At 61.5% G+C, this 19,223-nt stretch carries 15 protein-coding genes and 2 pseudogenes; 9 read left to right on the top strand and 8 right to left on the bottom strand.

Annotation, left to right across the window (positions count from 1 at the left end):
* Window positions 1-30 precede the first annotated feature (30 nt).
* Window positions 31-540 carry an alpha/beta fold hydrolase gene (locus ACSMXM_RS12045; RefSeq protein ID WP_460316489.1) on the top strand — a complete coding sequence of 170 codons (510 nt, stop codon included), beginning with the start codon at window positions 31-33 and terminating at the stop codon, window positions 538-540.
* 200 nt (window positions 541-740) lie between these two features.
* Here ACSMXM_RS12045 and ACSMXM_RS12040 read toward each other — a convergent pair whose 3' ends face one another.
* The 6 genes from ACSMXM_RS12040 to ACSMXM_RS12015 form a co-directional block, all read right to left on the bottom strand.
* On the bottom strand, window positions 741-1,538 hold the full coding sequence (locus ACSMXM_RS12040; RefSeq protein ID WP_460316488.1) for a hypothetical protein: 798 nt from the start codon (window positions 1,536-1,538) through the stop codon (window positions 741-743).
* Window positions 1,538-2,800, bottom strand: coding sequence for an MFS transporter (locus ACSMXM_RS12035; RefSeq protein ID WP_460316487.1), 1,263 nt, complete (start codon window positions 2,798-2,800; stop codon window positions 1,538-1,540). Before ACSMXM_RS12035 ends, ACSMXM_RS12040 begins: the two co-directional genes overlap by 1 nt.
* Before the next feature lie 169 nt (window positions 2,801-2,969).
* Complete coding sequence (locus ACSMXM_RS12030; protein WP_460316486.1) at window positions 2,970-3,749, bottom strand: SDR family NAD(P)-dependent oxidoreductase; 780 nt, start codon at window positions 3,747-3,749, stop codon at window positions 2,970-2,972.
* A gap of 226 nt (window positions 3,750-3,975) precedes the next feature.
* On the bottom strand, window positions 3,976-4,728 hold the full coding sequence (locus ACSMXM_RS12025) for an SDR family NAD(P)-dependent oxidoreductase (protein WP_460316485.1): 753 nt from the start codon (window positions 4,726-4,728) through the stop codon (window positions 3,976-3,978).
* A complete protein-coding gene (locus ACSMXM_RS12020; protein ID WP_460316484.1) occupies window positions 4,725-6,014 on the bottom strand; it encodes an acyl-CoA dehydrogenase family protein in 1,290 nt (429 codons plus the stop codon). The genes ACSMXM_RS12025 and ACSMXM_RS12020 overlap by 4 nt, the downstream gene beginning before the upstream one ends.
* A complete protein-coding gene (locus ACSMXM_RS12015) occupies window positions 6,007-7,083 on the bottom strand; it encodes a phosphotransferase family protein (RefSeq protein ID WP_460316482.1) in 1,077 nt (358 codons plus the stop codon). Before ACSMXM_RS12015 ends, ACSMXM_RS12020 begins: the two co-directional genes overlap by 8 nt.
* A gap of 211 nt (window positions 7,084-7,294) precedes the next feature.
* Between ACSMXM_RS12015 and ACSMXM_RS12010 the strand changes: the two are divergent.
* The 8 genes and pseudogenes from ACSMXM_RS12010 (at window position 7,295) to ACSMXM_RS11975 (ending at window position 17,679) form a co-directional block, all read left to right on the top strand.
* Window positions 7,295-8,221: pseudogene (locus ACSMXM_RS12010) on the top strand (IS630 family transposase).
* Window positions 8,149-8,919: a TetR/AcrR family transcriptional regulator gene (locus ACSMXM_RS12005; RefSeq protein ID WP_460316480.1), complete on the top strand. Its 771-nt coding sequence runs from the start codon at window positions 8,149-8,151 to the stop codon at window positions 8,917-8,919. Before ACSMXM_RS12010 ends, ACSMXM_RS12005 begins: the two are co-directional and overlap by 73 nt.
* A 185-nt stretch (window positions 8,920-9,104) precedes the next feature.
* A complete protein-coding gene (locus ACSMXM_RS12000; RefSeq protein ID WP_460316479.1) occupies window positions 9,105-11,312 on the top strand; it encodes an acyl-CoA dehydrogenase family protein in 2,208 nt (735 codons plus the stop codon).
* Between the two features lie 31 nt (window positions 11,313-11,343).
* Window positions 11,344-12,774, top strand: coding sequence for an enoyl-CoA hydratase-related protein (locus ACSMXM_RS11995; RefSeq protein WP_460316478.1), 1,431 nt, complete (start codon window positions 11,344-11,346; stop codon window positions 12,772-12,774).
* Window positions 12,775-12,825: 51 nt separating this feature from the next.
* On the top strand, window positions 12,826-13,251 hold the full coding sequence (locus ACSMXM_RS11990; protein WP_460316477.1) for a PaaI family thioesterase: 426 nt from the start codon (window positions 12,826-12,828) through the stop codon (window positions 13,249-13,251).
* Window positions 13,248-14,189, top strand: coding sequence for an alpha/beta fold hydrolase (locus ACSMXM_RS11985; RefSeq protein WP_460316475.1), 942 nt, complete (start codon window positions 13,248-13,250; stop codon window positions 14,187-14,189). The genes ACSMXM_RS11990 and ACSMXM_RS11985 overlap by 4 nt, the downstream gene beginning before the upstream one ends.
* Complete coding sequence (locus ACSMXM_RS11980; RefSeq protein WP_460316474.1) at window positions 14,186-15,094, top strand: NAD-dependent epimerase/dehydratase family protein; 909 nt, start codon at window positions 14,186-14,188, stop codon at window positions 15,092-15,094. The genes ACSMXM_RS11985 and ACSMXM_RS11980 overlap by 4 nt, the downstream gene beginning before the upstream one ends.
* Window positions 15,095-15,333: 239 nt before the next feature.
* Window positions 15,334-17,679, top strand: a complete 2,346-nt coding sequence (locus ACSMXM_RS11975) for an acyl-CoA dehydrogenase (RefSeq protein ID WP_460316473.1) — start codon at window positions 15,334-15,336, stop codon at window positions 17,677-17,679.
* Window positions 17,680-17,788: 109 nt separating this feature from the next.
* Here ACSMXM_RS11975 and ACSMXM_RS11970 read toward each other — a convergent pair whose 3' ends face one another.
* A complete protein-coding gene (locus ACSMXM_RS11970; protein WP_460316471.1) occupies window positions 17,789-18,559 on the bottom strand; it encodes an IS701 family transposase in 771 nt (256 codons plus the stop codon).
* Between the two features lie 74 nt (window positions 18,560-18,633).
* Window positions 18,634-18,938, bottom strand: a pseudogene (locus ACSMXM_RS11965) (transposase).
* Window positions 18,939-19,223: the final 285 nt, after the last annotated feature.

Below are 19,223 nucleotides of genomic sequence, written 5' to 3'. Positions count from 1 at the left end.
GAACCCTTATCGATGGATATGAACCTGGACATGGATGATGTCACGGGCCCGACCGGCCGGCTTGCCGTCACGCAGCATGGCGAGGGCGTGTCGCCCGGCCTGATCCTGATCCATGGCGGCAGGCAACGCCGCCATACCTGGTGCAAGGTCGGGGCCATGCTGTCTGCAAGGGGTTGCGGTTCACTTGCCTATGATTTGCGCGGTCACGGCGATAGCGACCCCGCAACAGAGGGCAATTATCAGTATTGGGCTCTGGTAGAGGATCTCGATTGCGTGATCGATCGCGCCGGCCGGCCTTCCGGTCGTGCTTGTCGTTTCTCTAGGCGGCAAGATAGCGTTGGCAGCGGTAGGCTCTCTTCCTCCGGAAAGGATCGCAGGTCTGATGCTCGTCGATGCTGTTCCGCGCCAGCGTCTGGACGGCGTAGAGCGCGTGGCATCTGCGATAGCGACGCCGAAGAAGGCTTATCAGGCGTCGAGGAGGCTGCGCGCAAGCTTGCCCGGGCGCAGAACCGCGATCTGGGCGAGCGAAATATCGCCTAATTGCACCGCGGAGGACGCAGCGCGATCGTTGACGGCCATGTGCCGAGGATCTTGGGCGCCTGATCGCTGACATCGAGATTGCAGAATTGCTGCTGCGGGCCATCTGATCGCCAGCGAGGCGCCCGAGGAATTTGTTGCGATGCTATTGCGGTTTCTGGCCCGGAAGGGCATGGCATCGCCCACCGGCGGCTAGCGGCTTTTCAAGATGCCGCGCGGCGCCCTACCAATTTTCCCAGCCGCTCGCCGAGCGGTGCAGTTCCGGCGTCTGTAAAGTCCTTCTTTGAGCCCAGGACAGGCGCGGCGTGGGCAGATCGTTCGGCGTCAAAAGTAAAGCATGCGCCCTGCATGCCGGCAAGATCGGACGCCCGTAGCGCTGATCTGGGGCTGAAGCCCCGTCCATTCGCAATGAACGCCGCACGGCGCAACATCTCGGCGTGTTCACGCGCCTCGGGGTCGAGCCCTGCGCCCCAGACCTTGAGCTTTCGCAGGTTATGACCGGCGTAGCGCGACCACGGTTCGATAACCTGACCGTCCAGCCACCATGAAAGGACATCGGCGCCGTTGCGGCGAAGCCTTGCGAAAACCTTGCCTTCGACCGGGTCGGCAACGAAGGCGGAATACAGGACCGGCCTGTCCGAAAGGGCATGGCGTGCAGCGATAACGGCGAGATCGTACAGATGCGTACAGTGGATCAACGGCGTTTCGAAACTCTGCACGTCGCGCAAAGGCGTATGGGTCAACCTGTTTGCCAGGAACGGACCGGCGGCAGGACAGGTCGACCAGGGATGGCGCGGAGCAGCGGTCTCTACCGTGGTCACAGTTGTTCCGTCATGCCCCAGTTCCAGCGCGAAATGATGGAAATCGTCCTCCATTTCCACCTCTACCGCTCCGGCCATGGGCAGGATCAGGATATTGCGTCGCAAACCGGCTCTGCCCGGTTCGGCATCCTGTGCCCATCGTGGATCGAGCAGATCCGTGGCGTTTCCGCCGTTGGCCATTACCCGACCGGGTCGGCGTGATTATCGGGATGGGGATAGGGCCCGAGGGTGGCCAACATCCATGCCGGAATCGCCGTCAGCGGAATGACGAGGATAAGGAAGAAATGGTACGAGCCGGTAAGATCGAAGATCGTGCCGGCGATCATCGGGCCGGTCCCCATCCCAAGGCTGATCAGCGCGGCGACCACTCCGAAAAGGGCGCCGAAGCTCAGCAACCCGAAATAGCGGGTCGAGAGATAGATCACGGCATCATATTCCCCGCCGATGGATAGACCGAGGATCACGATTGCAATGATCGCAGCGGTCACGGACCCGGGGAATGCCAGCAGCATTAGCACCGAGATGGTGGGAAGGCCGATGCTGACGGCTCCGATGTAGGGGCCGTGAAAGCGGTCTATGAGAAAGCCGATGGAAAGGCGTCCGATTATTGATGGAATGCCGACCATGCTTGCGATCGCCACCGCCGAACCGCGGTCGATGTCAAGGGTGCCAAGCAGGGGCACGAGATGAACGACAAGCCCCACGATGGCGAACGTGCTTCCGAAACCGGCAATGACCAGACGATAGAAATATCGCGTTCGCACACCCTCCTTGAAGCTGTAGCCGGCCGCGGGAGAAGCGGTGGCGGGCTTCTCAGCATTGGCCGGATCGGGGCGGTCGCCCGCGCGATAAAAACATAGAAAGGCAACGGGCAGGATGACGATGACACCGATGATGCCCAGCCCGATGAAAGCACCCCGCCAACCAAACTGGTTGATCAGCGTATTGCTGAGCGCGGGAATCACGGCAGCCCCGACACCCGTTCCGCACAGGGTAACGGCAAGCGCAAAACCGCGTCCTCGGATGAACCACGACGACACGGCCGCCGACCAGACTGTGGGCAGCAGAAAGGTGTAACTGACGCCCATGAGGATCCACAGCAACCACCAGCTGCCGATCCACGCACTTGTAAACGATAGGGCCGCAACGCTTGCACAATAAGCCGTGATGGCCGGTAGCGCGACCTTGCGCGGCCCCCATTTGTCGATCAGCCGGCCACCATAAGGCGCAAGGCACAGTGCAATGACAGACGGCAGGAGCAGTGCACCCGAAACCTCACCCCGCGACCATCCGAATTCCTGTTCGAGCGGTTCGAAGAACAGGCCGACGCCATAGATATGGATTGTCGTCAACGAAATGCCGAGCGCCGACGCGAACACGACTGGCCAGCCACAGCGCCATTCGGCAGACCCCCGATTTTGTCGGAAGGGAATGAAAGACATAGTTATCCATCTCGGAATACGAACCATTGGGAGGCCGCCTAAAATATTAGCATCTTACTATTGCGCTTCCCATCCCGCTTTGTCCATCGCGAAACCTGAGTAGGGGAGGGGCAGGCGCAAAGCTGCAAGGCAATCGCGCTTGCCAGACATACCCATCAGGCCAACCAGATCAGGAATGACCCATCCGGATTGCGCCATCGAGGCGGACGGTTTCCCCATTAAAATAACCATTGCGCATCATTTCCATCGCGAGACTGGCAAATTCGTCCGGATTGCCGAAACGCGGCGGGAAGGGCACCGATTTCGCCAGCGAATCCTTCACCTCGTCCGAGGCACCCATCATGAGCGGGGTGTCGAAGATGCCCGGCATGATCGTGTTGATCCGGACCGCTTCCCTGGACAGGTCGCGAGCGATCGGAAGGGTCATGCCGACAACGGCCGCCTTGGAAGCGGAATAGGCCGCCTGGCCCGCTTGGCCGTCCTGCGCCGCTGCGGAAGCGGTGTTAATGATGACGCCGCGCTCCCCGTCGATCGGATCGAGCGTGAGCATTCCGGCAGCCGACTGGGCGATGCAGCGGAAAGTTCCGACAGTGTTAAGCATCAGGACCCAAGCGAACTGGTCGGCGGGAAATGTCCGGATCTCGCCGCTCGAACGCGAACGGCTGACGGTCTTGATGGCATTGCCTCCACCGGCGCAATTGACCAGCACTCGTTCCTGATCGTTGTGGGCGCGCGCCTTTTCGAATGCGGCGGCGACGCTTTCGTCGGAAAGCACGTCGACCTTGCAGAACGTCGCTCCGATTTCCGATGCGACGCTTTCGCCGACGTCTTCGTTCAGGTCGAAGATCGCGACCCTAACCCCGGCTCCTGCCAAGGCAGTGGCGGTCGCCTTCCCCAAGCCGGACGCTCCGCCCGTGACTACGGCTGAAATATCATTGCTCAAACGCATGCAAAGTCCTCGATATCATGTTCAGGGCTTCGGGATTGCAGTCGAGCACCGAATAGAACCCCTCATTAAACAGACGATACCGTCGGTCTGCGCGGCGGTGCCATGCAGAATTTCGGAATCGATGGATGCGAAAGCGCAGTCGCACAACGCACTAAAATTCTAACAGTTCATTTTCCGTTCGGCAATGCATGATGTGCGGGCGCCGTTGCGACCCCGCTGACAGGCCTTATCGCGGCGCTTCGATCCCGCCGCCCACGGCAAGGTTGGCGCCGGTCGTATAGCTTGCCGCATCGGAGGCGAGGTACAATGCTGCCCCGACGATTTCCCCGGGCGTGCCTAACCGCCCCAGCGGGACCAGGCCTGCAAGCGCGTCGGGGTCTTCCCAAGCCTTGGCGATATCGGTTGCGAACATGCCGGGCGAGATGGTGTTGACGCGTACTTTCGGCGCCAGTTCGCGGGCTAGTCCGACTGTCATGACGTTCAGGGCCGCTTTTGCGCTGGCATAGGGGATCATGCCGGGCTGGGGGCTCATCGCGCCTAGCGAGGATATGTTGATGATCGACCCGCCCGGGCCCGCCGCCATCCGCGATCCCACAAGCGCCGCAAGCCTGAACGGCCCCTTAAAGTTCACATCTATGATCTTGTCGAACATGGCCTCGGTAGTGGCTGAGCTGTCCGGTTCGACCGGTGACATCCCAGCATTGTTGACCAGTATGTCGATCCGGCCCCATTCATGATATATGCGCTCGACCAATGGTTCGAGTTCGGTCCAGTGGCCGACATGTACAGGCAGTGCTAGTGCTTTTCGGCCAAGGGCACGGACTTCTTCGGCGACCTTTTCGCAGGCGGCTTCCTTGCGGCTGGAAATGATCACGTCGGCCCCCGCCTCGGCAAAGGCTATGACCATCGCCCTGCCGAGGCCGCGGCTTCCACCGGTGACTAACGCTATTCGGTTGGACAAGTCGAAACCGGCCGTCATTGCGCGGTTTCACCCTGGAACCATTTGGCCCGCGCCTTCTCTCGCAGGTCGGGGATGTAGTCGCTGGGAAAGCGGCCTTTGACCGGGCTGTGTTTGCGCAGCAGGTGGCGGGCGGCATACATCTGGTGAATTTCCGTGGGGCCATCGGCCATCCCCATGACAAGCACATTGGCCCACATCTTGCTGAGCGGGGTAAAGTTGGAGACGCCAAGCGAACCAAGCATATGCATCGCGCGAAACACAATGTCGTGCGATATCTTGGCGCACGCCACCTTGCAGGCCGCAATCCATGCGCGTGCTTCGGTTTCCATATGGTTGTCGAACATCCACGCCGTGCGCATGACGAGCAGGCGAAACTGCTCAAGCTCGATCCAGCTTTGCCCGATATCGACTTGGACAAGCTGTTTCTCCGAAAGCTTTTCGCCCTTGGTCGTGCGTGACAGGGCCCGTTCGCACATCATGTCGAGCGCCTTTTCACACATGCCGATCACCCGCATCGCGTGATGGATGCGACCGCCGCCGAGACGCGATTGCGCGACCTTGAAGCCCCAGCCCCTTTCGCCCAGAATATTGGAAGCTGGCACCCTTACATCATTATAGCGCAGATGTGCATGGCTGCCTTCATCCAGCGGTTCGCCGGCAACGCCAGGCTCGGACACGAATTCAAGCCCCTTGGCATCGCGCGGGACGATGATGGCGGACATGCGTTCGTACTTTTCCGCATCGGGGTCGGTGACGAGCATGACGATCAGGAAGTCGGCATAGCGGGCGTTGGATGAAAACCATTTCTCGCCACTGATGATCCATTCGTCACCGTCGATCACAGCCTGACAGCGGAACTGGGTCGGATCCGATCCGCCTTCCACCTCTGTCATCGAGAAGCACGATACGATCTCGTTTTCCAGCAGGGGCCTGAGATACTTGGTCTTCTGCTCCTCGGTACCGAACCGCGCCAGGATCTCGGCATTGCCGCTGTCGGGTGCCTGGCAGCCGAAAACGGTCGGACCCCAATGGGTGCGGCCCAGGATCTCGTTCAGGAAACACAGCTCGACCTGTCCGAAACCCGGCCCGCCCAGTTCGGGGGGAAGGTGCATCCCCCACAATCCCTGGCGGCGCACTTCGGCCTGGAGAGGGCGCAGCACCTCCATCGCGTCGGAATCGTGCAGGTCGTAGGGCGCGCTGTATTTGTCGAACAGTGCATCCAGCGGCTCGATTTCCTCGCGCACGAAGTTGCGAACCCATTCGAGCTTTTTCTCGAAAGCGGGATCGGGACGAAAATCAACCATGTGCATTTCCTTTCGTAAGGCCATCGGCCTCGATTGTCATTTCACGTGCGCTGCGCAGGAGGTCCAGCGCGAGCGCGCCCATGTTCTCGCCCATCTCGCGGTCGAGGCGGCCGTTGAGGCCGCGGGCGTAGTGGCGCTCCAGCAGCATCGCGAGCTTGAACTGTGCCAGCACCATGTAATAGGTCAGGTGGCGCACCGGCTGGCCGCTGACCGCAGCGTAATGATCGACCAGCTCCTCGCGCAGCGGATAGGCCGGATCCTGATAGAGTTCGGGCGGCCTGACGGCGCTTTTTTCCGACGGGACCGCATACATCAGCCAACCCAAGTCTAGCAGGGGGGCGCCGATTGTCGAAAGTTCCCAGTCGATCATCGCGGCCAGCCTTGCAGGTGCCTCGGGCGCGAACAGCGCATTAGGATATCCGTAGTCGCCGTGGATGATCCCGATGCCGTAATTCTCGGGCGTATTGCGCCTTAGCCAATCGACAACCTCGTCCTTGCCGGGAAGGGGGCGGTACTTATAGTTTTCGCTATCGGCATAGGTGGCGTGCTGGTGCAGCCAACGATCGACCTGGCGTTCGATAAAACCGTCCGGTTTGCCGAAATCCTCCAGTCCGACCGCGCGGTAGTCCACTTTGGAAAGTTCGGCGATACCGCTGACCAGTTCGAGGGCCAGGCCGCGTCTTGTCTGCGGATCGTCAAATGCAGGCGGGAACTTGTCCGGCTCCATCGCAAGCCAGCCTTCGACATACTCCATGAGATAAAATGGCACGCCCAGCACGTCGCGCTCATCGGAATAGGCGATCATCTCGGGCGTGCGGACGGGCGATCCGTTAAGCGCGCTCAGGACGCGGGCTTCGCGGGCGAGCACCTTGAAACTGTCGGGCCGCGGCGCGAGCGGGGGGCGTCGCAGCACGATATCGCCCTCGCCGCGATTGATACGCAGCACGATATTGGTCGCGCCGCCTGTCAACACCTCTGCCTCGACGTCGCCATCACCCAGTTGGGGCGCATGGCGATCAAGCCAGGTTGCCAGCTTCGACCTGTCGAGAACCTTCGAATCGGGTTCCAAGACTTATCTCCTCTTCCAAACTCAGGCGACACATGTCATGGGAAACGACGATTGTCCAGAACCATGCGGCGAGATACCTGCAGTGCAGGCCGGCCATCAGGGGTGGGCCATGCGCCTTGCCGTGGGCTGACGTGACCCCAAGTGGATTGGTCGCATGAAAGGAGTCTGGTTTGGTATTCGTTGTTGTGTTGCGGCGTGCGGGTCTGCACCCATGCGCAGTGGTATCTCCTTCAACCTATCCGCCGCCGATCGTGAGCGATTGGACGCGGTCGTCGCAAACCCCAGGAGCCCTTAGAAGCGCATCTGGCGGGCTCGGATCGTTCTTCTGAGCGGTGAAGAACTGGGGACCTCGACGATCATGACCAAGACCGGCAAGTCCAAGACCTGCGTCTGGCGATGCTGGCAACCCTCGCCATTGCACGAAGCGAAGAGGGCTTGCTGCGCGGCAAATCCGGTCCGCCCGGCAAGGCCCCGATCCCGACGGAGCGCGTGACCGAGATCGTTCGGCTGACGCAGCAACCGCCGCCGCACGAGGCAAAAAGCCTACCGACATCGCCGGCCCACGCGGTGGTGGTTTCGGTCGATAAAAAGTCGCAGATCAAGGCGCTCGACCGCACCCAGCCCGGTCTGCCTATGAAAAAAGTTCGCGCCGGGACAGTGATTCACAACTACAAACGAAACGGCACGACCACCTTGTTCGCCGCGCTCAATGTGCTTGATGGCACCGTCATTGGACAAACACGCAGCGTCACCGCGATCAAAAGTTCCTTCGGCTTCTGGATCGCATGGAGCGTGAGGTGCCGGTGGACAATGCCATCCCCATGATCCTCGACAACTATGCCCCGCACAAGAAGGACGAGGTTCGCGCCTGGCTTGCTCGCCATCCGCGCTGGACCTTTCACTTCACCCCGATCTCATGCTCCTGGCTCGATGCGGTCGAGGGCTTCTTCGCAAACTGACCCGGCGTAGGCTGAAGCACGGCGTCTTTCATTCCCTCGTCGACCTCCAGACGGCAATCAACCGGTTCATCCGGGAATACAACGCCGACAACCCGCAGCCCTTCACATGGCGGGCCGATCCAGACGACATCATCGCTGCCCGAAACCGAGGGTTCCAAATGTTGGAATCAATCCACTAGAAGGTGCGTGTTTGTCGTTTTGTCAGGCGGCATGGCGATCTAGAGCCCGAGACAATTTGAAACGTGAGACAAGGAATCCCGATTTGGCGTCCGACCGGACCAAAGCGCCCTCGCCGCCCGCGACATCGATAAGGCAGGCGCACAAGGACCTGACCCGTGCGCGGATTGCCGACTCAGCGCGGGAATGTTTCTATGCCAAGGGCGTAGAAGAAACCTCGCTTGAAGACATAGCCCGAGGGGCAGGGATACGTCGGCCTACGGTGTACCTGCATTTTTCGAACAAGAACGCGATACTCGCCGAATTGCTGTCACAGAACCTTGCGCAGGTCCGCAGCCTCTATTCGCAGCTAGGCGACCCTGGATTGATTGATGTCGCGCACGTGCGGCGATGGCTCGATTCATACGTACGGATCCTGTCGCGCAACCGGGAGGCGATGCGGCTGTTCCAAATTGCCATGTCGATAGACGAATCGTCGCGCGCCCTTGTCGAGGACTATCGCAACGACGTGGTCGCGGCGCTGGGGCAGAGATTCCCGGCATTCCTGAATGATAATGCCACATGCCGTGCGGCGGCCTTCATGATGATCGTGAAAGTCGATTTTGTCGCGGACGCAGCCGCACAGCAAACCGGTGCATTCGATTATCGCGCCGGGCTCGATCTTGTGGCGGCAGAGTTTGTGCGGATGCTTGAGGGCTAGCGCGCATCTGCGGCGAGGCAGGGCACGCGCCCTGCGCGACATGACGCGCTCAACTGGCTTTCCCCGCTGCTTAGGCGGACAATGCCACATCGCTCTCCTTATGTGAATCACCGCGCAACCGCGTTGACTTTAACGCGGAAATGACATGGAAGACAGCAAAACATACTAGAATGCGAGAGGCTTCGATGACCCAACTCAATCTTGCTCCCACTGACGATCAGCGGATCCTGAACGAAGCGTTTGAACGCCTGCTGCGCGCCGAATCGACTTCATCCAGGGTGCATTCCGCGCCCGGCGGGCATGATGGCGGATTGTGGTCCTCGCTGGTTGAGATGGGAATCGCGCTGCTGCGGGTACCCGAAGACCGGGGTGGTCTCGGCCTCAGCCTTTATGACCATGTTCTCGTGGCGGAAACGGCGGGGCGTTTTCTTGCCTCTGCGCCGATCGTCGAGGCGATCACGGCGGCGTCGGTGCTGGGCCGGATCGATTCCTCGCAGGCCGAAGAACTGCTGGGAGAAGCGGGCGAGGGCGCGATTGCGGTCATCGCGCTAGAGTCGGTGATGCCGGGCAGGCCTGTCGTCATTCCCGGGGCCGCCGTCGCCGACATCATCATCGCTCCTTGCAAAGACAGCCTGTATGCCTTTCGCAATTGGCAGTCCGATGCCCCCGCAGCCAGCATGATGATGGCACCGCTGGCATCTGTAACACTCGATCCGCAGGACGGCATCCTTTTGGGAAGCGGCGAGGACGTGCTGTCCGTGTGGTCGGCGGCCAAGGAAGAGTGGAAGCTTGCGACTGCCTCTTCCCTTGTCGGGATCAGCGGCGATGCGCTTCGCCTTGCCGCCGACTATTCGAACGAACGAACCCAGTTCGGCCGCAAGATTGGAAGCTTTCAGGGCGTAGCCCATCCGCTTGCCGATTCGCAGACCGATATCGATGGGGCCCGCCTGCTGGTAGTGCAGGCCGTAAGTGCGATCGCGACGGGTAAGCCCGATGCCGGCGCGCTATGCGCCATGGCGTTCTGGTGGGCAACGCAATCCGCCAGACCGGCGACAGAGCGGGCCGTGCGTACCTTTGGCGGCTATGGCGTCAGTCTCGAGCAGGATATCCAGCTGCATTACCGCCGCGCAAAGGCCCTGTCGCTGGTGGCCGGCGATCCGGACCGCGAACTGTTGCTGGCCGGGAACCGGTTGTGGGGCGATGCGCCAACCTCGCTTCCCGAAGCGGGCGAGGTCGGCATCTTGTTCGACTGGGGCGACCAAGCCGAGTCCGAGACCGAGCGGCTGCGCCAGTTCATCGAGAACAACATGGATGATGAACTGCGCGCCAAGCTGCACCATTCGACCAAGGCGCACAGCAAGCCGTTTGCGCGCAAACTTGCCGCAGAACGCCTTTTGTATCTCGATCTGCCCAAGGACATGGGGGGCGCGGGTCTGACCAAGATCGAGGCCGCCGCGGCCGATGCGGTGTGGGAGGATCTCGATTGGAACCGGACGGCCTCGGGCGTGACCGAGTTTCTGATGAAGCTTGCCAATATCTGGGGCACCGCGGAAGCCAAGGACGAGATAGTGCCGGCGATGACCTCGGGGGCTGCTGTCGGTTGCCTGGGCCTTACCGAACCGCAAAGCGGAACCGATGTGTTCGGTTGCCAGTTCCGCGCCGTGCGCAAGGATGATGGCTGGATATTGAGCGGCCAGAAGATGTTTACCACCGGCGGCCACATCGCGGACTACATCTTCATGCTGACCCGCACCGATGGCGGCGGCGCAAAGCACCAGGGCCTTACCTGCTTCATCGTACCGATGAACCTGCCCGGCATCGAGATCCACGCCGTCCAGACCCTGCAGGACGAACGTACCAACATCACCTATTTCAACGATGTAATGGTGCCCGACATCTATCGTCTTGGCGAAGTTGACCAGGGCGTGCGCGTGATGCAGAGCATGCTCGAACTCGAGCACAGCGGCATCACCTATCATTATTCGTTGCCGCCGATGCTGCGCCATGCGGTCGCCTGGGCAAGCGAGGGCGAGGCGGGTGAGCGCCCGATCGACGATCCCCAGGTCCGTCGCCGGCTGGCGCGCGCGGCGGTAACGGTCGCGGTATCCGAAGGATTGTCGCGGCGCGATGTGTGGAGCCAGGCGGTCGGCCAGTCGTCGCAGGCCTTTGGCCCCATGGCCAAGCTGTTCTCGACCGAGGGACTGCGCAGCGCCGCTTCGGACTTGGTGGCATTGGCAGCGCCGCAGTCGCTGTTGGCGAGAAACGATGAATTGTCCTTCGTCGAAACCGCCATGCGCCGCGCGATCGCCATGACCATCTATGGCGGGTCGAGCGAGATCCAGCGCAGCATCGTGGCAGAGCAGATTCTCGGCATGCCGAAGTCCCGGACATGATCATGCCCACGCCTGTCCGAAAGCCGAAATCATGACAGCAATCAACGAAGTCGTCGATCTGGACCGTGACGGCGAAATCGGCATCATAACGCTCGATTCGCCGCCGGTGAACGCATTGTCGCCGCAACTGGTCGAAGGTATTTACGATGCATTCGTCGTCGCGATCGAGGACGAGCGCGTGCGTGCCATCGTGCTTATCTGTGCCGGGCGCACTTTCATTGCCGGGGCCGATCTCAAGTCGATGGGCAAGGAACCGCCCAAAGTCGATTTCTTCGAGATGCAGGACCGGATCGAGAACGCCGGCAAGCCGGTCGTGGCCGCGATTCATGGAACCTGCCTTGGCGGCGGGATGGAACTGGCATTGACATGTCACTACCGCATCGCGACCCACGATGCGCGACTGGGACTGCCCGAAGTCAACCTCGGCCTGCTTCCCGGTGGCGGCGGCACGCAGCGTCTGCCGCGCATCGTGGGCATCGAAACGGCACTGGAACTGTTGACTTCGGGCCGCCAGGTCGCCGCGGGCGAGGCGCATGACCGGGGCCTTGTCGACATGATAGCGACATCGGACCTGCGCCAGAGCGCGCTCAACTTCGCGCAGCGTCTTGTGACAAACCGGTCGCCCGCGCGGCGCGCACGCGATCTTGAACTGCCGCACGATGACGCCGGGAAATTCCAGGAGATGCGCGCGCAGGTAGCCCAGCGCCGGACGGGGGAAGATGCACCGCTCGCCATCATCCGCTGTGTCGAGGCGGCTGCGGCCGGCGATTTCGAAGCGGGGCTGAAAGTCGAGCGTGAAGAGTTTCAGGCGCTTCTGACCGGACCGCAATCGGCTGCCCTGCGCCACCTGTTCTTTGCCGAACGCAAGGCCGCCAAGGTGGAGGGCATTGCGGACAAGGTTCGCCTGTCTGCGATTGGCCTGCACGGCAGCGACGCCACGCTGGAACAACGGCTTGGAAAATCGCGTGTGCCGGTAAAACCCGTTTCCAACCTGTCGAGCGAGGAGGCGCGAGCCGCGTTGCTGCTGTGCGCCGCTAGCGATGATGCATCGCGCGGCGCCGGTCATGCCATCGTGTCGGATACAGCGCTTGGACCCGAAAACTCTGGCAATGTTCGCGTCCGGTTCTGGCCGGACCGCCTTGTCGAGATCGTCGCCGAGGCCGATGCCGATCCCGGCCTGGTCGCCAGGGCAATGGGGATCGCAGGTGCGCTGCGGTGTGTCGCGGTTCTTACGCTGGGTGGTGGAAAATCCATCGGCGAGAGGCTGGTTCTTGCTGCTGGCCATACCGGTGGCGCGGTTGATGGCGCGGCACCGCTTCTGGATGCACCTGCCTTGGCCGTCGAGGTCGCGCGGCAGATCGTGGCAGACGGGGCGGCCCAACGCGCATCGGATGTGGATGTCGCGGCCAATCTGCTTGGCTGGCCGGGATATATGGGCGGGCCATTATTCCAGGCAGGTTGAAACCAGACTTGCCGCCGAAAGACGGCGCACTGCAATATCGGGAGAACGAATATGTCGAACGAGAGTCCCGCGGGATATGCCTTCGAGCCTTCGCCGAGTGCATTTCTCAACCATATCGGGCGTATCTACCAGAAACGCCAAACATCAGCGAACGGGGCCGAGGAATTCTGGTCCGCGCTGAAAGTCGAGGATCACCACGTCAACAGTTGGGGCTTGTGCCACGGTGCGGTGATGACGGCGATGGCCGAGGTCGGCACGTCAAGCCCGGCGTGGGACCCCGACGGCCCGCCGGTCGTCGCCACGGAACTGTCGATGCAATTCATCGCGGCGCCCAGGCTTGGCGATCTGATGGAGGTGTGCGGTCTTGTGACCAAGCGGACGCGCTCGCTTGTCTTCACGCGCGCCGAAGCGTTCGTGGACGGCAAGACGGTGTTCTTCGCGACCTCGGTACAGAAAATCCTGAGCCCGCCCAAGTGAAAGCGACCGGATCAGCCGATCTGGTGGTATCGGAGGGGGAGCACGGCTGGTTTGCCGATGCTCTTGCCGCCCCGTTCGAGGCGCTGGAAACCGACGTGCATGGCGCCCGGATCGAGGTGCGTGCCTGGGGGCGCAGGGGCGCGCCGGGGCTGGTCTTCGTCCACGGCAATGGTGCCCATCTGGGATGGTGGAGCCATCTGGCGCCGTTTTTCGCGCAGGATTACCGCGTCGTGGCATTTTCGCTGGGCGGCATGGGCCAGTCGCAATGGCGCAGCGCCTACAGCATCGCCACCTTTGCGGATGAACTCTGGGCTGCGGTCGACGTCGCAGGTGCCGCGGATTGCGGGCCGCCGGTCGTGATTGCCCATTCCCTTGGCGGTGCGGCGGCCATTCATGCTTCGGCGTGGATCGATCGGGCCATTCGTGCGGTCATCCTCGTCGATGTAGCGCTGCCCTTCGGCGGTCTGAAAGTGCCTGAGCGCAATTCTCACAAGATCTACGATACCAGGGACGATGCGCTTTCGCGTTTCAGACTTTCGCCGGCGCAACCCGAAGTCCGCAACCTTGGTATTCTCGGCCATCTTGCACAAATGGCCATTCGTCCGGCCAGCCCGGGCGAACTGGCGCGCGTGGAGCGCGATGTTGGATGGACCTGGCGGTTCGACCCGACGATGTTCGGGCGGATCGAACTGGGCGACCTGTGGTCCGCGCTTGCCAACATGCGGTGCCAGGCTGCTTTGGTCCGGGGCGAACTGTCGTTCCTGACCCAAGGCAAGGAGCAGGAGCGGATGGTGGCCGTGCTGCCAGACGACACTCCGGACGTGATCATACCTCGATCCTACCACCATATCATGGTCGATCAGCCAATCGCCCTGGTCGCGGCGTTGCGAAGCCTGCTGTCCGGATGGGCTGAACCCAAAGCAAAGGAATCCTCATGACAACTCTGGTCTATGGCGCCAGCGGCTATCTTGGTGGCCGACTTGTAAGACATTTCAAGGCGAAGGGAGAGCCGGTACTCGGCTTTTTGCGGAACGAGCATGCTGCGGGCAAGCTGCGGGATGAAGGCATCGAGCCGATACTTGGCGATCTTGCCGATCTGGATGCCGCGTGCAGCCATCTGGCGCGGGCCGATACCATCATCTATGCCGCGCAACTAGAGCTTGAGCCGGAGCGCATCGCGATAGAACGAATGCTGGATGCCCTTGCCGGAAGCGGCAAGACATTCATCTTCACCTCGGGCACGGGCGTGCTTTCGCAAAGAACGGACGGTGACTGGAGCGAAGACACCTTTGCCGAAACCGACAGTTTCACGCCGTCCAAATATATCGGCGACCGCATGCGGACCGAAGCCGCGGTGCAGGATGCCCACCTGAAGGGCGTACGCGGCCTGGTAATTCGCCCATCCCTGATCTGGGGCCACGGCGGTTGCCTGACGATCGCGAACTTCTTCGAATCCGCGCGCAAGACAGGCTCCGTCTGCTATATCGGGCGCGGCCTCAATCTCTATTCCAGCGTGCATGTCGATGACCTGTGCAACCTGTTCGATCTTACCGCCGAACGGGGAGTGGACGGCCATCTCTATCACGCGGTGTCGGGCGAAACGAATTTCCGCACGATCGCGCAGGCAGTGGCGCAAGAGCTGGGCGTGGAAGCAAGATCGGTGACATTGTCGGAAGCGATGGAAATCTGGGACAAGTTCACCGCCCTTATCGGGATGAGCGTGTGCAGCCGTTCGCGTGCCCCACTGGCGCGCAATGAGCTGGGATGGACGCCCGACCTTGAGCGGCTCGACATACTAGACGAGGTTTCCCATCCCGCGTTCAGGGCCAATTCCCGTGACTAGGCCCGGGCTGTGCGTCGACAGGGCCGCCTCTTGCAATGATGTTGCAGCGTTGGTGGCGCCCGGCCCTGCGGACGGACGATGCGCCAATGCGAAATCTTGAAAGGCGATTGCGTCCTGCCGATTGAAATTCTAGAAGTTCAATTCCGCGCCGCTGGAATGCGTGGATTCGACGCAGACCTTGCCACCCTCCGGCACCCAGAAATGCCGGTTGTACAAAAATGCGATAAGGAGAGTGACCGATGTCGAATAGCGAGATGCTCGCCATGCTGGAGGACCAGTGTGTTCGGCTGATCCGCGAACGCGCAGGAGACGAGCAGCGCAAGCACCTGCTCGAGAACGCGGGGTCGTTCGATCGGGATCTCTGGGACAAGGCGTCTGAACTGGGCTGGCCGGCCGCAGCGGTTGCCGAAGAGGCGGGCGGGCTTGGCCTTGGCTTTGCGGCATTGACCCGGCTTTGCGAGGTGCTGGGCAGCCGCACCGTTTCGTTGCCCCTGATCGAATGCGCCGTGATCGTCGATGCGTTCAGTGGAGATCCGGCGCAAGAGGCGGTTGGCGCTCTTCGCGCAGGGGAGGCGATCGGCTGCATCGCATTTGGCGAACGCGGCCAGAACGGCGTTCCGGACCATCCCGGCGTCACGATCGGGGATGGCGGACTGGCCGGGACCAAGGTTGCCGTGCCCTATGGTGCAGTGGCCGATTACGCACTGTGTCTGGTCCATGACGAGAATGCGGCAGCGGCCAGTTCGCTGGCGCTTGTGCTTGTCGACCTGCGTGATGCGGGCGTCGACAGGACTGTAAAACCGGTCATCGACAATGCCCGCGCAATGGCCGACCTGCATTTCACCAACGTGCCGGCCATCCGGATCGGTCATGGCGATAGCGGCGCAAAGGCGATGCGGGCGATGGCCATTGCGGCGCTGGCCACCAGCTTTGTCCAAGTCGGAGGCATTCAGACATGCCTCGACCTGTCTGTCGACTTTGCCAAGGAACGCGTTGTCTTCGGTCAGAAAATCGGACGTTTCCAGGCGATAAAGCACAAGCTTTCGGACATGTATGCCGGGCTTGAAATAGCCCGAGGGTGCGCGATCGATGCGTTGGAGGCTCTCGAAGGCGGTGAGGGGGATCTTGTGGCCCTGGCCGGGATGGCCCGGCTGGGCGCCATTACCGCGTATGAATTTGCCGCGCGCGAAGCTGTCCAGACACTGGGCGGGATCGGCGTCACGTGGGAAGCGGAGCCGCAACATCATTACCGCCGGTCCAGGACGCTGGCTCTTGAATTGGGCAGTGCCATCTACTGGCGCAATCTTGTAATCGAACGCCAGCCTGCATCGAGCAGTGCCGAAACGCTTGCTCCCAGCGCCGCCGACGCGCAGGCGCAGGACATTTACGACTATCGCCTGCAGGCCCGCGATTGGCTGGCGGAAAATGCGCTGAACTTCTGCAACGAAAATCGCGGCCCGATCGGCAGCGAGAAGGACCTTGCACTTGGCCGGGCATGGCAGGCGCGCAAGTCTGCCAACGGCTTTGCCTGCGTCAACCTGCCGCGCGAATTCGGCGGCGGCGGGCGCACCGAGCTGGAGAAGATCATCTTCGGCGAAGAGGAACTGCGCTACAACCTTCCCAATCTGTATTTCGAAGTCAGCCTGGGTATGCCGGTTCCGATGATGATCCGCTATGCAGAACCGGAAGTGCGCGACAGGCTCGTGCCGCGTGCCATCCGCGGAGAAGATATCTGGTGCCAGCTGTTTTCCGAACCGGCCGCGGGCTCCGACCTTGCCGCCCTGCGGATGCGCGCGCAGCCGGAAACCCGCGATGGGGTTTCCGGGTGGGTGCTGTCCGGGCAGAAAGTCTGGACCAGTTGGGCGCAATTTGCCGATTGGGGCATTGTCATCGCGCGCAGCGATCCGGGCGTGGCCAAGCATGCCGGATTGACGTTCTTCTATCTCGACATGAACAGCCCGGGGGTCGAGGTTCGGCCGATCCGCCGAATGGCGGGTCCGACGGATATAAACGAGGTGTTCTTCACCGACGTGTTCATCCCCGACAACCAGCGCATGGGGCCGGTGGGCGGCGGTTTCGGCGTTGCGATCGAAACTTTGATGATCGAACGCTATTCGGTATCGGACGAGGCATTGCGCGGCCCGACGCTGGAAAAATTTATGGCGCTGGCGCGCCGGTCGACGATTTCCGGCCGCCCGGCAATGGAAGATGGTGCCATTCGCGCTCTCGTGGCGGATGCACTGGTCGAACGGCAGGGTTTGCGATCGATACAGCGCCGCGCGCTGCAAGCCATCGGCGAAGGTCGCGATCCGGGGCCGGAAGGAGCTATTCGTAAATTGCTGACCGCGCGACGCCGCCAGGAGATGGGAGCGGTTGCCATGGACCTGGCTGGACCGGGCGCGACCACGCTCATGGACGATGGCGACACCGTCGACGATTTCACATGGTCGTGGATCGAGGCGCCTGGCGGAAGAATAGCGGGCGGTACCGACGAGATCCTTCGCAACACAATTGCCGAAAAGGTTCTGGGGCTTCCCCAGGACCATCGTCCCGACAAAGGAATTCCGTTCAACCAGGCGATCTAGCGCTACTTTGGCAGATTTGAGATCGGGTTTGAGATGTTGCCTCCGCAATGAGGGCAAGTCCAATCTGGAGGCTTGGTGAGGCGGTCAATGATGGCCTATCTGATCGCCGTTAGGCTGGGCTGCGGTGGCGGAGGACCGACGGTTCTTTTTTTCCTCTGGCCTGGTTGAGCCGCTGTGCCTGCAGGAAAGCCAGAGCGATCCTGTACATCAGCGCATGTCGATGCAGACCTTGCCATGATCTTCCCTCGAAGTGATCGAGGCCGAGCTCTTCCTTGAGTTCCTGATGCCCTTGTTCACAGACCCAGCGGACTTTAATGGCGCCAGCAAGCTGCTTGATCGGTGTGTCGGCAGGCAGGTTGGAGAGGTAGTATTTGCGTTGCCTAGTCGAGCGATGTTCACCGACAAGCCAGACTTCTTCGCCGGGTAGATGTTGCACGCCCATGTCCCGGATGCGTTGGGGCGGACCATCGGCGACACGCACGCGAACGGCTGCGAACCGCGCCGCGAGTGGCCCCTTCGTTCCCCGCCGCCAACCGACCTTGCGCCACTTCGCCGTCTCCAGCATCGCCTTGGCGGATATCGACTTGGCATCGGGGATGGCGTTTTTGCGAGTGCGGCCTCTTCCCGCGACGGGGAAGATCATCGGGACATCGGCGGGGTGAACTTTCTTCCGGAAGGGTATGCCGACAGCCCAGGCAAGGCCGCGCTCGCTCAGCCCCTGCCGAAAGGGTGCCGACAGGCCATAGCCTGCATCCGCCAGAACACAGCCGAAGCGGATACCCGCCTTTCGAACAGGATCAATCTCGGCCAGCGCGATCTCGGGCTTGGTCCTGTAAGCGCGGCAATCGAGGAGAACTCCAGCCCGTTGCAGGCGGGCCACGTCGCTCGTCCAACTCTCGACAGGAATAGCCGCAGCCTGACCATGACCGAAACTTCGCCCGATGTCAGCGTCGACTATACCAGCGTCTGGCAGTTGGCGTTCTTGCCGAGGGCCGAGGCATATTGCGGCGCCACGCCAACGGAATGACGCCCCTTCTTGGGCAGCGCCGTATCGTCGATGATCAGCCAGGCCTTCTCGTCTCCAACGTGCGGTCGGCGTCGGCGAGCAGAACTGCCTCCAGCGGTCCTTCATTCCACACGCCGCTGGCGATAAAATGATGTAGCCGATCATAGCTGATATCGCTGTCGCGCGCTGCCATCGGCTGAACGCCCTTGCGGTCACCTGGGCCGATCAGTCCCGCACTATAGGTGGGACACATCTGCTTTGGGTCTTGTGCCGCAGAGCAGTCAGAAACGGTGCAAGCCATCTATCGAGTTCCCCACGCCAATGCGTATCCATCGCCAGCCTCCCAAAAGCCGGCTTCCTATGAATCACCGAAACGGAGGCATCGGAATCCCGAAAATCTCAAAACTGCCAAATTAGTGCTAGGGTCCGGACCCGTAAACGGGATTCCCAAGGCGGCTGCGATGTGATTCAAGTGCTGCGATTGCAGGAGCATGTTCGTGAGCGAGTTCTGGTTGACCGAGGCGCAGTTTGCGCGGAT

Source organism: Pacificimonas sp. ICDLI1SI03 (assembly GCF_054740865.1).
This window is presented reverse-complemented; position numbering and strand designations above follow the sequence as displayed.

Bases quoted from the DNA above. Each gene is read 5' to 3' on its own strand.
- ACSMXM_RS12045 (WP_460316489.1), top strand. From the start codon at position 31: ATGGATGATGTCACGGGCCCGACCGGCCGGCTTGCCGTCACGCAGCAT.
- ACSMXM_RS12040 (WP_460316488.1), bottom strand. From the start codon at position 1,538: ATGGCCAACGGCGGAAACGCCACGGATCTGCTCGATCCACGATGGGCA.
- ACSMXM_RS12035 (WP_460316487.1), bottom strand. From the start codon at position 2,800: ATGTCTTTCATTCCCTTCCGACAAAATCGGGGGTCTGCCGAATGGCGC.
- ACSMXM_RS12030 (WP_460316486.1), bottom strand. From the start codon at position 3,749: ATGCGTTTGAGCAATGATATTTCAGCCGTAGTCACGGGCGGAGCGTCC.
- ACSMXM_RS12025 (WP_460316485.1), bottom strand. From the start codon at position 4,728: ATGACGGCCGGTTTCGACTTGTCCAACCGAATAGCGTTAGTCACCGGT.
- ACSMXM_RS12020 (WP_460316484.1), bottom strand. From the start codon at position 6,014: ATGGTTGATTTTCGTCCCGATCCCGCTTTCGAGAAAAAGCTCGAATGG.
- ACSMXM_RS12005 (WP_460316480.1), top strand. From the start codon at position 8,149: ATGGCGGGCCGATCCAGACGACATCATCGCTGCCCGAAACCGAGGGTT.
- ACSMXM_RS12000 (WP_460316479.1), top strand. From the start codon at position 9,105: ATGACCCAACTCAATCTTGCTCCCACTGACGATCAGCGGATCCTGAAC.
- ACSMXM_RS11995 (WP_460316478.1), top strand. From the start codon at position 11,344: ATGACAGCAATCAACGAAGTCGTCGATCTGGACCGTGACGGCGAAATC.
- ACSMXM_RS11990 (WP_460316477.1), top strand. From the start codon at position 12,826: ATGTCGAACGAGAGTCCCGCGGGATATGCCTTCGAGCCTTCGCCGAGT.
- ACSMXM_RS11980 (WP_460316474.1), top strand. From the start codon at position 14,186: ATGACAACTCTGGTCTATGGCGCCAGCGGCTATCTTGGTGGCCGACTT.
- ACSMXM_RS11975 (WP_460316473.1), top strand. From the start codon at position 15,334: ATGTCGAATAGCGAGATGCTCGCCATGCTGGAGGACCAGTGTGTTCGG.